Below are 14818 nucleotides of genomic sequence, written 5' to 3' on the forward strand. Positions count from 1 at the left end.
AATCTCGTAAAAGCAGGCTTTTCAAAAGATAGCCGGTATCTGACAAGAAGATGGTGCAAACCGATTTAACATTGCATAAAGACAGCGAACCATGCTGTACCATTCTGTCAATACTCCCAACTTTAGAACCTCAGATAAATTAATCTCGTCTCAACGAATCACCAAAAATGAAAGCAGCCGTTTTACATCAATTAGGTACATCGCCCATCTATTCAGATTTTCCCGAGCCTGTCCCTCAAACCGATGAGCAACTGATCGTGCATGTGAAAGCAGCGGCTGTTCATAATCTTGATAAAGGACGGGCCAGTGGGAAGCACTATGCTAACTATTCAAACCTACCAACAGTCGTTGGATTTGATGGAGTTGGTACGCTGGAAGATGGTTCAAGAGTATATGCACAAGGCGTAACGGGCATGATAGCCCAAAAATCGATCATTAATAAAAAACAGGTTACCACTCTACCCGATAATCTAAGTTTTTCACTGGCTGCGGCTCTGCCCAATGCCATCATGGGCTCGGCCATGCCCTTAGTAAATCGGGCCAAGCTGCAAAAGGGAGAAACCGTTTTCATTAATGGCGCTACGGGTGTAACTGGCCTCTTAGCGTTTCAACTGGCTCAGTACTATGGGGCATCTACCCTTATTGTGAGCGGTCGAAACCCCCATCTCTTAGATCAGTTAAAGCAAGCCGGTGCCAATGAAATCATTTCGTTAAACCAGAAAGATGAGGCTATTATTGAGCAGATAAAAGCAATTCATCAACAGACTCCCATTGATATTGTCATTGACTATTTATGGGGCAAACCCATTGAATTACTCATCAGATCCCTTACGAGTGGAGGCATTCATCGTTTGCCGCATCGGACACGCGTGGTGGCCGTTGGCGAGATGGCCGGGGCGGCAATTCACTTGCCCTCAGCCGTGTTGCGTAGTTCAGCCCTGGAATTAATAGGGTCAGGCTTGGGCAGCTTTTCGCAACAGGATTTACTCGACTACAAAACCAAATTTTTGCCTGAAATTTTCGAATTAGCGGCTCTGGGAAAAATTGCCATAAATATCCAGCAGGAAACCTTGGAAAACATCGAAGAAGCTTGGACACAAAAGGTCGAAGCGGGCAAAAAGATGGTCATTCAGATTACCTAATGGTGGAAGCTTTCCAACAGCGATGCTTTAACTTGTCAATAGATGCCCTTCGGGGCATTTATGTTAGATGACTTCTGATAATATAATAAGCATAGCCGCGCAATTAGGAGTTGTTGCTTGCCATACTTATCTCATAAATCACTCATAATAAGCCTTACCAACTACTCTGCAACGAACAGAGTAACACAATAGACAATCCTCACAGCATCAGTCGTGTGATGAATATCCTTAGTGAGCCCTGAAATTCCATTTAGAATTATCGCTGTTAAAATCAAATTCTGCCAGGGTCGGTGTGCTGTCTCCGGAAGATACCAGCACTAACTTCTTTCCCGAATTCGGTACGATCTTAGGCATTATCCGGTAGGTGCCATCCGTCAATTGATCGATTCGCCATAATTGTTCAGGGGAGCCGGTAAATGCCGGTACGGTTAGTACGTCTGCATCGGTAGTTGCCGCTAAGGCCCGATCGGTTCCGGCAAGGACAATTTTATAATAGGGACCACCTAAATAGCCGGTCGTATCAGCCGCATCGGTAATCGTCCATTGTTGATGGGGACGGGACATGTAGTCGCCTATTCTCAACTTAATAGGACCGGTTGGCCAGTTTTTCACTACATCGGCTAATTGCTGAGCCTGAACGGGTTTTATTGGGTCATTGCTGGGCTGACCAAACCCCCGTGGTCCAACGGTCATTCGTGTAAAATCAACGGCCAACTCTAAGCCATATCCTCTTCGTACCGATTCGATTTCATACGTGCCTTCTTTAAACTTCTCACCGGCAACAGGCCACCCATCTTTCCAAACCACCGGAAGTATGCCTAATACGCTTCGGCCACCCTGTTCTAAATCAGCTTCATAATGGATGGACATTTTTTCAACGCCTTTCTCCAGAATGAGGTGTCCAAAATGCCCGGGGCCTATTAATCCTCCGCGGGTAGCCACCACCAGTTTACCACCCCCTTCCAGCATGCTTCTGCCTACATTATCGAGGTAAGGGCCGGTTATTTTTTTGGAACGCCCCACCACCACATTGTAGGTCGAGTTGGCCCCATCGCAACAACTGCCATGCGTGGCCAGCAGGTAGTACCAACCGTCGCGATACACTAACGTGCTGGCTTCACAGACGATCGCTACATCGACGGGTTTATTTCCTGCCTTGAGGCCTCCTGTTTTGGGGTCTAATTCGATCAGACGCGTGAAGCCAAAATAGGTACCGTAGGTGAGCCAAAGGCGGCCCGTAGTCGGGTCTAGCATAACACCGGGGTCAATGGCATCGTTCTCTTCATAGCCATCCGAGGTTGCCACCACAACCGGTTCAGAATAGGTAAAATCAGGGGACTTTGGATCCAATGTCTTGTTCCACATGGTCAGAATCGCTCCTTTGTGGTTGGGTGAACCACCGGTTGCGCCATAGATGAGAAGGTAACGATCCCCAAGTTTGATGACATCAGGAGCCGCTCCACCACCCGGTCTCACCCCGCCACCCTGCCAGGTCCAGCCATCTTCGGATATTAATCCGCCACCGCCTGTGCCGAAGGTGTAAAACTTGCCGTCACATTCAGCGATGGTTGAGGGATCATGAATAAAAGGTCTTCCGATCTGGGCTAGTACGGTCTGTGTTAGCCATAAAACCAATAAAGTGGTCAGGCTGGTTACGTTCACTGTTTTCATGTACTAATTTGGTTTAATTAGCTTAAGCAGACTAATCACTGTTATTCGTAACTCAAACTGAGATTTTTTACGGGCAATCCTTTTTCATCTAAAAAACGGACACAAAAATTAGCCATACCCGGCCCGTTTATTACGACTCCGCGGATGATGTTCTTTCCCTTTTTCAGCGTTAAACGGGCCGAGGTACCATTATCGGCAATCATATCCCGGTCACCGGAAAGCAGCAAGGCTTCCTGACCGTTCAACCACCACATGCAGCCGGAATTACATCCGGCAGCCATCCGGACGTTTTTGATTTCTTCAGGACAATTGATGACCGTGACCAGCCAGACCAGTATTCCGTATGTTGGCTTGTTGATGGCGTGGGTAAAATGGTATAAATTAACGTTGAATGACTTGCTGTCCAACGCATACCACTTCAGTTCCTGGTTTCTCACGTTTACTGTTTCACCATTTTGGGGGACTGTGGTGTAATCGGTGGAAAAATTATCGGCCGAAAACGTTGTTCTGAGGTAATTGTCGGTGAAAATATTATTCCTGACAATATCTTTCTTTACCGGTTCCAGCACCAGCCATCGCTGAATAAATCCCTTTGCATCCGGTGCTTTTTGGGCAGCAGAAGCCGTCGTGAAGTGTTTGGATAGGGTATGTGTCGTATCGCCTTTTATCGGTATGGGAGGTAGGGGTAGTCTTTGCCCCGGACCAGGACCCTGAGCAAAAGCGGTAAGGCCACTTAGTTGTAATCCTGATAAAACGATCAACGATATCAACGGCAATACGTAGTTGTATTTTCGGTTCATAACCTATTCCTTCTGTAAGGAGTATTGTTTCCAAACAAAGCGTAGTTTATGGAAACCTACTAAACGAAGCGGTGGTGGCTTAACTAGGTTGAGAGTGAAAAAATAGTGATTAATGACTAGTCCGATCAATGGATCGTGTACCACCGATTTTTAAAAACCATCGGAGCAATTTCTATGATTCAAGCAACAACGGGGGAATAAAAATCTTTATATTTTTCTTTCCGCCGTACGCAGGCAAAAACGCGATGAATCAATTTGTTACAAACATTATTTATGACCAACATCTGATTCTTACCTTCGGCTGTCTTACGGATATAATAGCCCTTTAGCTCCTGAGAATGCTGGATAGCTGACATAGCTCCCGTATGTAATAGAGCTTTTAGGGGCTTATTGGCTTTATTGCTAGTTTTCGCTTTCCCTCTATATTGTCCTGACGAATACACAAAAGGGACTACACCGGCATGGCAATCGGACGGCCGAAGCCGCTAATTTTTTAGGGTCCGTGATGCTTTTAAATTCGTTGCCGGGCCGCCGGGCGGTGATGATCAGGAGCTCGGTGGCGATGGCCGGCCCAACGCCTTTAACGGATTGCACATACCCATATAATTCTTTTAACTGAGGATCTTTCTGGATCGTATCAGCAATAGCTTCCTGGATCTGTTTGATATCTCTATCAAGAGCGTCTAATGTTTTCTGACAGGCTAACATCTCCGCTTTATGCTCTTTCCTGCAGATAAAGCCATCCGAATCGGTCAGCGGAGACTGAAGCCGCATCGGCGGTCCGAATTTTACGTACTTTGACCAGCCGACTACGAGTGGCTGTCAAGCGGTCCAACTTTTGAATGACCTCCCGCTTGGGTCGGGGCCGCCCGTGCGGTCCATAGACGAGCTTCATCTCGGTTTTTGTAGGCGTACAAAGCGATTCGTTGGGCATCTACTTTGTCGTTTTTACCACGAATCATACCCAAGCTTTCTTTAATATGGATTGGATGTTCCACCCAACTATTTGCCCGTTTATCTTGAAAGAAATTAAGTAAGTGATTGTTGTAAATTCCCGTGTGTTCCATACAATATAGGCTATTATCAAAGCTAGCCTGTGGGTATTGTTGCTTTAAGTGCTTTACAAAGCTTTCAATTCCTTTCTGATCATTCGACGACTGATAGTGAAACAACAACTTATTGGCGACGACAACGGCCCAGTCCAGGCCGGGCGGCCGGTGCCGTAGCTTTAGAGATGTCAATACCGATGAAAACCGTGAAATTTCCCATACTTTTGGAGGAGTTAATGATAATACATAAGCCAGTTGACTGTTGCACGCTCAATACGCCACGGGGCGCCCCGCTTGCTCATGGGTCATCAGCCCGAATTTCTATGGCTCCGGCCACCCGGTTGAGTCTAGTGCTTTAGTAAGCCAGTGGGGTCCTAAATCGATCGGCACCGGCCGCCCGGCATGAGTCGCTAACTCAGCCGAAGACGGTAGGGCATCCCCACTGGAACTGGTTTACTCTCCAGTTGAGAGCCTACCAAGGTATACTATTCTTGGAATATTTATAGGGGCCAAACCTAAAGGCCGAAGCGATCGTGCGACGAGTGAGCCGGGGTAGCGGACCACTGGACAGAAATTAAAATATTAGGCAGCCATTGAAAAGGAAATTTCTCACCAAACGCTCCCCAAAATGAGACGTATCACAAACACTCATTGGTTATTTGTGGTAGCCAATCAACGATCATGATTCTACTTGAATAACTATCGATTCAGAATTTTCTTAAACTCCTCGAAAGAACAGATGGGTAGTGGTGGAAACCGATTTGTTTCCCGCAACAAGTTAAGAATGTGATGATCGTCGGACACCAACCAATCGGCACCAGCAGCAATAGCACAGTCCACAAATTTGTTGTCATCTGGATCAGCACTGACTTGACCAAAATGAAAGTAAGGTTCCTGCCGCAAGTGGTTGGGAGCCGCTAGCAAAAGCGATGTGACCAGCTCAGCAGCTACAGAGCTATAATAATAGCTCGTCATTTCAGCGTATTCAAGCAAGATTTCAGTACTGACAACCCAGATAAACTGCCTGTCAGCAAATGCATCATAAAGCCAACGGTAAGATCCATCCCGAGGAATCGAGCGGAGCAGGCCATTTGTATCAATAACCACTTTCACTGAGCAGACCGTATTTGGCCTAGCCGCTCGGTACGATTCTCGAAAGTCAATTGCTCTTCAAGTTGTGCAGTGGTTATGCCTTTTTGCTGAATGGCTTTTTGAGCCTCTTCTTCGAGCCGAGTACGGAAATGTTGCATCAGCGCATGACGCATAGACAGCACCTCGACTTCACTCATCTCGAAGCTGAACAGTTCAAGCAAGGCCAATTGGGCATTGGTTAATCGGGGTGAGACAACCATAGCTAGAATTGATTAACAGTACACAAATTTAACGAAAACAGCCGCTTGTTAAGTTTCACGTGCGATTTTTATACGACTTTGCTACTTATTCACTAGAAGTCCAATTCTGGGAAAGCTACTTTTATTTGAAAAAGCTAAATCGGGCAAGTTTATTCCTGTCTCAAGAAAATGGGCGTTTTAGGAAACAGCGATACATCTTTTAGTTAATCTCTTTCTTCTTAAAGTCGGTAATGCTCTTTCCATCATACCGATACGCCCCACCTGAGCCGAACCAAATACGGCCATCAGTAGCCTCTAAAATCCCAAAAAGCATGGTTTTCGTATCGTCAGATTCTAATTCTACTTCGGTTACCGTGGGATTTTTGGTTGATAACGTTTCGCCATCATACCGGAAAAGTGACCAACCCCAATTCGTTAGTGAACTCGTCCAGATGTTGCCTTTTTTATCTTCGTAAACATACGCAACACCACGCTCGGTGAAATTGGTAAAGCGACTGCCGTCATAGCGCCAAAGACCATACAGCCCCCCCAGCCAGATAGCCCCATTTTTATCTTCGATGATCGTACGAACATTTATAAACGGGGTGCCCTCATGAGTGAGAACGGTAAATGTTTTTCCATCATACAGGTAGGCATGGCCCCTGGTGGCAAACCAGAATTTGCCGGTTTTATCTTCAATAATCGAATTAACATCATTATTATCCTTCAGCAAGAGTCTTTCGTCCGGTGTTAAATTTAGCCCTTCATTCATTTTATAATTTCGAAAGGATTTCCCATCGTAACGGCTGGCTCCACCTCCCGTACCAAACCAAATAGTACCGGCTTTATCTTCATAAATACTAGTCACCACATTATGGGCCAGGCCCTCTTTGGTGGTAAACTGTTGAAAGGATTTCCCATCATAATAATAGACCCCTTCGCCAACGGTACTAAACCAAAAATTTCCTTTTCGATCTTCTAACACCGAAAAAAAATGGGCTGAACTCACTTGACTGGTCACATTGGTAAACGATTTTCCATCATACCGATACACCCCACCAAATGTTGCTATCCAAATATTGCCCTTTCGATCTTGCTTGATGGTACGCGTGATATGGCTAGGTCCATAGGCTGTACTTAGCTGTTTGGATTCGGCCTTGATGGTGTCTTTTGGCAGGTCAGTTTTGGTGAGTGCTTTACTGGATGAGTAAACAGCAACCAGCAAGACCAATGCATATAGGGGTACGTACTTCATCAGTATTTCTTTTTATGGCCCAATGGATTTAACCACTGCGGTGGGCCGCAAACCTACTCGTTTTTGTGCTGAGCTTTTATTATGGGGTTGTTAACGAGATGAAAAATTCCCAAACTATAAAAGGCCGAGCAATGTACAAAGATCTCACAGGAACGCTCCTCAACATAAGACGAAGGCAGGTTCATTTATCTACTTTTTAAATGACCAAGGTGGGCCGCTCTGACCTACCGGCCATTGCGATGCCGTCGTGGACGTTTGACGAGTAGAGGCTTAGTCTAAACTATACTTGAGTGAGCTGTTAGTGGGTCGTAGGAGAGAGTAACGAGTGAATTTGTTTTCTGGTGACATAAATGCCGTAGAAATGTCAGGTTAAAACCGGCAGACAAACGTCCTTTCCAAACTACATTTGATTAAAATAACGCAACAATGAGTAAGGGATTGTTAGCCGAAAAAATTGAGTCGCTCAGAAAAAGCAAAGGCATTACTCAGGAATCTCTCGCCGACCAGTCGTCAATCAATCTGCGAACCCTGCAACGAATCGAAGCCGGACAAACGGAACCGCGCGGGAATACGCTCCGCTTGATCGCCCAGGCCTTAGGGACACCCCTTGACGAATTGTTGGATTTTATCAAACAAGCAGACCCGGCATTTTTACAGCTGATGAACTTAGCGACACTTTCGTTTTGGGTCATTCCACTGGGCAACCTGGTTCTACCGCTAATTCTTTGGATGATGAAACGGGATAAAGTGCAGGGCGTCTATGAACTCGGAAGGCGTATTATTAACTTCCAGATCACCTGGTGTTTTATTACCTATGGCTTTCTCTTTATCTGGATCGTCAGTCTCTTCGGGAAGTCATCGTATATACTTTCACCGTTTGTGTTTCTTCCGATTATTCTGACGCTCTACCTGGCTAATTCGATGATTATTCTGATAGCGAATTGGCAAATCAAACGGGGTCGTGAAACGGTGTATTCGATCAGTTTTCCCATCATCCGTTAGGGTACTCCTACCAGTATAATCATGAATAGACAACTCAGTATCTGTACCTCGTGGCTGGGCCCTGTATTCTTGTCACTGTGTCTTATCAATGCCACAATCGGCCAGGTTGATCCGCAACGGGCCGACGTTTATTTTGGGGAGGCTGCCACCCTCTGCCAACGGGATAGTGGACGATTGTGGGGACTCTCGTTGTGTGGGCCGATGGTATTTGCCGACGCGCGCACGCACACACTGGCCACCAATCAACCTCGTCCGACAGACGACTGGCCGCGTGTTTTGGGCTTCACAAATTCACCCGTTGAGTGGGGTGGTTCGCGTTGGGTCACCTATATGTGGGACTTCACCACGGCCCTGCCAACGGCGCGCGTACGGCGCGAGTTTATGTTGCACGAACTGTTTCACCGCATTCAACCGGAGCTAGGGCTGATGCCCCTCTCCGGCCAGAATGCGCACTTAGATACGTTCGAGGGCAGAATCTGGCTGCGGCTGGAGTGGCGTGCCTTGTCACGGGCATTGGCTCAGTCGGGTGAGGACCGCAAACGTACACTGAGCGATGCAGCCGCCTTCCGACTCAAGCGACGTTCGCAGTTTGCCAATGCCGCCGAGAACGAGCGCGTCGAAGAGATTCGGGAAGGTCTAGCCCAATACACGGGTATTGTCGTCACGGCTGACTCCCATGCTGAGGCAGTGGCAAGCACCATCGAGCACCTGGCCGCAGCCGAAGGACACGAGACGTTTCTGCAACAAGCCTACGCCACTGGTACGGCCTACGGGGTGCTTCTTGATGCGGTGTCAGTAGGTTGGAGACGCCATGTACGTAGCAACTCCGACTTGGGGCAGATGGTCATGGTCGCTCTCGATATCAGGCCAACTGCTGATGCGGACGGGGCCTCATCCCGTTATGGTGGCTCGGAAATCCGCTCCGCAGAAGAGGAGTACGACAAACAGCGAAAAGCCCGTCTACTCGAATTGCGGAAGCGCTTTGTGGAGGGTCCTGTGCTGATGGTTCCGTCAGGGGGTGGGGCGACGTTCAACGCCGTAGGAGCCACGCCCATTCCTGGAGCCGGGACGGTATTCGTCCTGCCCTACCGCACCCAGGGTGAGTGGGGGACATTGGAGGCAACGAAGGGCGTACTGATCCGCGACGACGGCCAGCGCGTGCTGGCTGGACCAATTCGGCTTGAGGGCACTACCATCCGTGGCGAGGGCTGGACGGTGACGGTTGGGTCAGGGTGGAGCGTGCAGTCTGGGCCTCGCACCGGCGATCACCAATTCATTCACAATCCATAGTAGGTGAATGGGAAAAACCCAATTGGTACGCTGGCTAACACCCCGTTGCTGTCAACGAGCCGCTCGCAACGAAAACCTAAGCCTAAATGGCGTTTCTTGGGCGGCTTGCGACTGAATACGAAACCGTTCGTATATACTGTCAAAGTCCCGACTTTACCTGATAGTTGAAGAATCCCTGAATTTGTAGCCACAAGTCACTTCATCTCACGAAACGCTCCCAACTGAGACGATAAAGTCTTAATGCATTTGTTCCTTTAATGGGGCGTTAAAAGAGACTTTATGGTAAGGTGATGTAAGATGGCAATAATTTCAGGAAGCTTGTCATTCTATTGCAAAAAAGATTTCTTTGCTAGTAAGAGTCCGATTTATCTAATGTGACGTAAAAAACACGACACTCGTGTTGACTAACTATCAGTCATTTAGTCAATACTAGCTCCGCAAAATCGCGCCCAATACTAGGTTGGGTGTGTACCAAAAAGCAGTGCGTGAGCGCTAGCGTTTCGGCGACAAATTCAACACCCCGGTTAGGTAAATTCAGGCTTCCATTTACAGGTTGTGGTTGACAGAGCAAATGCCCCAATTAGTCAGGTTTAAGTTGGAGGAGCAGCGTCCATGTGACAAAGCAGCCGGCCTGCCGAATACTAAAGCAATACAAAATGCGGTAATCAATCGGCTAGCTACCAGTCATGTTTACAGACACGAAGCCATAAACATAACTACTGTGCTTTTTATAAAATGATAAAAACAAAAGAAGCAATATGAAAAGTATAGTGTATAAAGCCGGGATTACAGTTGACTTCCTTAGGGAGGGCAGAGATACAAACGATGAATATTGCGAATTCCGTTGTTGTATCAAGCCCTCAAGCCGAGTTCCTATGCCACATTATCATCAGGGTTTTGAGGAAACTGTATACGGGGAAAAAGGGATTGTTAGATGGACGGTAAACGGCAAAACGACAGACATTGGTCCGGGTGAAAAGCTTGTTATTCCTTTGGGGGCTATCCATATGTTTGAAAATAAATCGAATGAAACGGTTGAATTTCTCTGCCGCACAACACCGGGTAATGCGTTTGGATCTGACTATTTTGAAGACATCGCTATGGTATTGAATGCCGATGGACTTCCGGATTTTAACAAACTACAGGACATTATGAAGCATCATGGCTTGATACCTGTACTGGGTTTTAAACGGAGGTTGATTTTTGCCATCATTAGTCTGATTAGAAAAATCAAATCATGACTAGTTAAACACTGCTGGTAGCATCGTATTGCCCAAGGCGTGGCTTGACACTATTTATTCAACAGCCTAACAAAACAAGAGTGTAAAAATTGGAAATTGTAGACCTTTTAACTTCGTCTCAATAATCGCTCCTTCATGATATGATAGAAAATTCATATATCTATTTTAAGAAATTGGCGTTTCGCGATACGCGGAATAGGTCCCTGAATAAGCTTGTTTTCTAGGTTTTACATGAGTATGTAAACTGACATTAATTTCTAAGGGAGTCGATAAACTCCGTTTATAGTTGCGATATACTAATGGGAAAAAATGGTGCGAACAATGTAAATTTAGTGGTCTGATCAACAAGGATGGCCTATGCTCCTGAGAGGTTTTTTACCCAGCCCTGCTTTACGGGAGTACATCGAAAATATCGGTATCGTCCATCTGGTATTTGCTCCCAATGAACCCATCCCGGTCAAAGCTTATACTCCAAAAACCGGTGACTCCATTGAATTTTTTCTCCGGGATCCTGAATACGTTCAATATCCAGGAGAAACGAATAAAACCAAACGACCAGAGGCTTTCATTCATGGTCAACATACATTGGTGACTAATCGGCATGTTGGACAGGAATTTTTATATCTCAATATCAAGTTTCAACCCGGTGTTTTATTCCGCTTAACGGGCATTCCCGCCTACGAGCTAACCAACACCTATATCGATGCAGAGGCTGTTTTCTCACCAGACATACGAACGCTCACGGAACAGTTAAAAAATGCCAACTCGTATGCTGAAATGCTTGAAAGGGTAGAGTCGTTTGTCGTAAGACTGATCAGACGATCTATAAAGAATGCCCATGGTATTGATAAAGTAGCTAAACTCCTGTTGCACAACACCCAGTCAATTTCAATGGATTGGCCCGGCCTGGATTGGCTGGCCAGCCAATCCTGTTTATGCCCACGGCAATTCGAACGCAAGTTCAGGGAGCGGATGGGCATACCCGCTTCTTTACTGGCCAGAGTGGCTCGTTTTGATAAAGCCTTTCAACTTAAAAATGCCCATCCCGACAAGGACTGGCTAAGCATTGCCCTTCTGTGTGGCTACTATGATTATCAGCATTTAGCGAAAGATTACAAAGACTTTACCGGCTTAACACCCATTGACTTTCATCGGCTGGAGGCACAGTCCCCCGAGAAACAACTGGGCTTAACGGACCGACTCTACCAGGAGCGGATCGACTTACGATTTTGATTCGAGAAAGTCCTTTTTTTACCAATTTCCGTGCCCTGTCGCCTTTTATTTTTGGGTTAACTTCCTGGCTCGTTGCTACTCATGGATTGGCCATTGGATAGCCGTCAGGTCATCCTACCGGTTATATGAAAACTGACATGCGACTAAAAAACCAAGTGGCCATTGTGACGGGAGCAGCCCGTGGTATCGGGCAGCAGTACTGTCTGGCCCTCGCTGGCGAGGGGGCTCAACTGATCGCCATTGACATCCTATCCTGTGCCGATACGCTTGCCAAGATACACCAAGCTGGTGGGCAGGCCCTGGAAATAAGTGCCGATGTAGCGGAGCCGCAACAGGTAGAAGCGATGATAGCCCAGGTCCTGCAACGTTACCACCGAATTGATATCCTGATCAATAATGCAGCACTGATTCCTCCATTAACGGCCTTTGACCAGGTTTCGGAGGCAATTTGGGACCGGGTCATGGCCACCAACGTGAAAAGCATGTGGCTGTGTAGTAAAGCGGTGATACCCAGTATGCGCCAGCAGGGAAAAGGGAAGATTATCAACATCTCGTCCGATACGGTCTGGGCCGGTACCCCCATGCTCCTGCCGTATGTGGCCTCGAAAGGGGCTATCCTGGCGTTTACCCGGGCGCTGGCCCGTGAGTTAGCGGGCACGGGCATCAATGTGAACTGCGTCACACCGGGCTTTACGGTAACGGAGGGCGTGCAGCAAATGGCCGACCCTGAAACGGTGGGCTATATTCAGCAGATGGTGGTTGAAGGACAAATCATCAAACGTCGGCAGCAGCCAACCGATTTAGCGGGAGTTGTGGTATTTCTGGCCTCGGAGGACAGTGATTTTATTACGGGCCAAACGATCAATGTCGATGGTGGATTTACTCATCATTAATCAGGTAGTCCCTGATTGTACATACCTAGAACCATGAGTTCAAAACTACTGGTTGTTGACAAGCCTTTTTGATGGTTCCGGTTCTGAAACGTAGCGATATGGGCTTATTACCACGATATAACCGGTAAGCGTATCAACCACTCACCTTACCTTTTTAGTCCTATGCGAACGATGATAGCCCTTTGTGGGTGGCTTGTTTTTCCGTTACTGCTGCTTACCGATCATCGGGGAGACGATTTCTGGGTTGTCCCCTTTAAGGCCTGGCGTACGACTGCTGAAACGGATCCCCTGGTCAGGCTTGAAACCGGACACGTAAAAGGTGTTCGGGATGCCAGCGGGGTAACTAATTTTCGGGGAATTCCGTATGCAGCGGCTCCCGTCGGCAACCGACGCTGGCAGCCCCCCTTTCCAGTTCCTTCCTGGAAGGAGCTGCGACTGGCCACCGAATATGGTCCCGCTTGTCCCCAACAATCCCAGAGTTGGGGACCTACCAGCGAGGATTGCCTGTCACTCAATGTGTTTACGACTGCCACAAAGCGCCCCACTCGCCCCGTTATGGTGTGGATTCACGGCGGAGGGTATTTGGGGGGCAGTGCCCGGGGCTACGATGGCCGGGTACTGGCCCACAAAGGCGTCGTCGTGGTGACGATAAACTACCGGGTGGGTGCTTTGGGGTATTTGGCCCATCCGGCGCTAGGTGCAGAATCCACCCAACAAGGTAGCAGCAATTATGGGCTTCTGGATCAGATTGCCGCCCTGAAATGGGTGCAACGAAATATTGCTCAGTTTGGGGGTGACCCGGCTAATGTAACCCTCTTTGGCGAATCCGTCGGCGGGTTTGCGGTGGGCGAACTTCTGGCTTGCCCCCTGGCTAAAGGACTTTTTCACCGGGCCATTTTGCAGAGTGGGACTGGGCTTCATAATGGCATACTTCGCCGTCAAAAAGCGGAAGCACTGGCGCTGATGGGCGCTAAAACGCTAGGTATAGACGGTACCGATGCGTCAGCAGCCTCGGCTCTCCGGTCTGTATCCACAGACCGGCTGGTGGCCGCCTACCCACGTCCCCACCAAGGCCCACTGCGGGGCTATCAGGTCTGGTTTGGTCCCGTCGTGGATGGGAGGGTGCTGCCTTTACCCCTCGATAAAGCCATCCAATTGGGGCGTTGGAACCGGGTACCCATTCTGGTGGGTACAACAGCCGCCGAAGGCATCCGTTTCCAGCCACGTGCTCCGACCCAAAGCCTTTCGGGGTACTATACCCTGCTGGGCCAGGGTGACTTAGGGGATACAAGCGGGGCATTGGCCAGCTTATATCCGGTTGAGGATACTGCCCAGCTCGTAACCCAATCGCAGCAGCTAGTGGGGGATCTGGGCTTCGGGGCTCCGGCTCGCGCACTTGCTCGGCTGGTGATCGGTGCCGGTGGGCAAGCTTATCTGTATCAGTTTACCCGGGTTTCTACCAATGCTTCAAGTGATCGTATTCCCGCTGTTCATACCTCCGAATTGCCCTTTGTGTTTGGCCAAGTGCCAGCCAGTTGGACAGCTTATGTAAATGATGGTCAAGCCCCTGATGACGCCATGCTTGCCGATGCACTAAGCGATTATTGGATCACGTTTGCCCAACATGGGAGCCCAAATGGTCCTAAGGGTGGCCGTAAATGGCCCTATTGGCCGCTCTACAACGCCAAGACGAATGTCTATCAAGACCTGGGTATTCCCATCCAGACCCGATACGGTTTACGGGATCAGTATTACGATGTACTGGATCGACTAGCCCGCCAAGATGGTGAGATTCGCCCCTAATGCAAACCCTCTTTGGAATCACCAATGAATGCTTCTTAGAAAAGGCTCCTAGTTGAGACGACAGAACGTTCATGAATATGCTCCTAAATGGGCATTTTAAAGCTACGG

15 protein-coding genes are annotated in these 14818 nt (G+C 48.1%); 7 read left to right on the forward strand and 8 right to left on the reverse strand.

The genetic code is table 11. The features are described from left to right. Positions 1-167: 167 nt before the first annotated feature. Positions 168-1142, forward strand: coding sequence for a quinone oxidoreductase family protein (locus GJR95_RS37120; protein WP_162390672.1), 975 nt, complete (start codon positions 168-170; stop codon positions 1140-1142). Between the two features lie 228 nt (positions 1143-1370). Here GJR95_RS37120 and GJR95_RS37125 read toward each other — a convergent pair whose 3' ends face one another. From GJR95_RS37125 to GJR95_RS37150, 8 genes are all read right to left on the reverse strand, one after another. Continuing rightward, positions 1371-2813: a family 43 glycosylhydrolase gene (locus GJR95_RS37125; RefSeq protein ID WP_162390673.1), complete on the reverse strand. Its 1443-nt coding sequence runs from the start codon at positions 2811-2813 to the stop codon at positions 1371-1373. A gap of 41 nt (positions 2814-2854) precedes the next feature. Next, the gene (locus tag GJR95_RS37130; RefSeq protein WP_162390674.1) at positions 2855-3613 is read right to left on the reverse strand and encodes an acetylxylan esterase; all 759 of its coding nucleotides are present in this window, start codon (positions 3611-3613) and stop codon (positions 2855-2857) included. 179 nt (positions 3614-3792) lie between these two features. Next, positions 3793-4056 carry a transposase gene (locus GJR95_RS42390; protein ID WP_232540978.1) on the reverse strand — a complete coding sequence of 88 codons (264 nt, stop codon included), beginning with the start codon at positions 4054-4056 and terminating at the stop codon, positions 3793-3795. Then, positions 4034-4387, reverse strand: a complete 354-nt coding sequence (locus tag GJR95_RS42395; RefSeq protein ID WP_232540979.1) for a hypothetical protein — start codon at positions 4385-4387, stop codon at positions 4034-4036. The genes GJR95_RS42390 and GJR95_RS42395 overlap by 23 nt, the downstream gene beginning before the upstream one ends. 35 nt (positions 4388-4422) lie before the next feature. Further along, positions 4423-4854, reverse strand: a complete 432-nt coding sequence (locus GJR95_RS42400; RefSeq protein ID WP_317167028.1) for an IS110 family transposase — start codon at positions 4852-4854, stop codon at positions 4423-4425. A gap of 507 nt (positions 4855-5361) precedes the next feature. Further along, positions 5362-5775, reverse strand: a complete 414-nt coding sequence (locus GJR95_RS37140) for a putative toxin-antitoxin system toxin component, PIN family (RefSeq protein ID WP_162390675.1) — start codon at positions 5773-5775, stop codon at positions 5362-5364. Then, positions 5772-6014 (reverse strand): hypothetical protein, encoded by a 243-nt coding sequence (locus tag GJR95_RS37145; RefSeq protein ID WP_162390676.1) that lies wholly within the window; start codon positions 6012-6014, stop codon positions 5772-5774. The genes GJR95_RS37140 and GJR95_RS37145 overlap by 4 nt, the downstream gene beginning before the upstream one ends. A gap of 199 nt (positions 6015-6213) precedes the next feature. Then, positions 6214-7248, reverse strand: a complete 1035-nt coding sequence (locus GJR95_RS37150) for a ligand-binding sensor domain-containing protein (RefSeq protein ID WP_162390677.1) — start codon at positions 7246-7248, stop codon at positions 6214-6216. A 426-nt stretch (positions 7249-7674) separates the two neighbouring features. Here GJR95_RS37150 and GJR95_RS37155 point away from each other — a divergent pair, with 426 nt between their 5' ends. The 6 genes from GJR95_RS37155 to GJR95_RS37180 all read left to right on the forward strand — a co-directional run bounded on the left by GJR95_RS37155 (position 7675) and on the right by GJR95_RS37180 (position 14710). Further along, positions 7675-8250 (forward strand): helix-turn-helix domain-containing protein, encoded by a 576-nt coding sequence (locus tag GJR95_RS37155; protein ID WP_162390678.1) that lies wholly within the window; start codon positions 7675-7677, stop codon positions 8248-8250. An 846-nt stretch (positions 8251-9096) separates the two neighbouring features. Then, on the forward strand, positions 9097-9540 hold the full coding sequence (locus GJR95_RS37160; RefSeq protein ID WP_162390679.1) for a hypothetical protein: 444 nt from the start codon (positions 9097-9099) through the stop codon (positions 9538-9540). Between the two features lie 758 nt (positions 9541-10298). Beyond that, on the forward strand, positions 10299-10781 hold the full coding sequence (locus GJR95_RS37165) for a cupin domain-containing protein (RefSeq protein ID WP_162390680.1): 483 nt from the start codon (positions 10299-10301) through the stop codon (positions 10779-10781). Positions 10782-11138: 357 nt separating this feature from the next. After that, positions 11139-12014: a helix-turn-helix domain-containing protein gene (locus GJR95_RS37170; protein ID WP_162390681.1), complete on the forward strand. Its 876-nt coding sequence runs from the start codon at positions 11139-11141 to the stop codon at positions 12012-12014. Positions 12015-12139: 125 nt separating this feature from the next. Next, the gene (locus GJR95_RS37175) at positions 12140-12907 is read left to right on the forward strand and encodes an SDR family NAD(P)-dependent oxidoreductase (protein WP_162390682.1); all 768 of its coding nucleotides are present in this window, start codon (positions 12140-12142) and stop codon (positions 12905-12907) included. 162 nt (positions 12908-13069) lie between these two features. After that, positions 13070-14710: a carboxylesterase/lipase family protein gene (locus tag GJR95_RS37180; protein WP_162390683.1), complete on the forward strand. Its 1641-nt coding sequence runs from the start codon at positions 13070-13072 to the stop codon at positions 14708-14710. Positions 14711-14818: the final 108 nt, after the last annotated feature.

The organism is Spirosoma endbachense, from assembly GCF_010233585.1.
Taxonomy (GTDB): domain Bacteria; phylum Bacteroidota; class Bacteroidia; order Cytophagales; family Spirosomataceae; genus Spirosoma; species Spirosoma endbachense.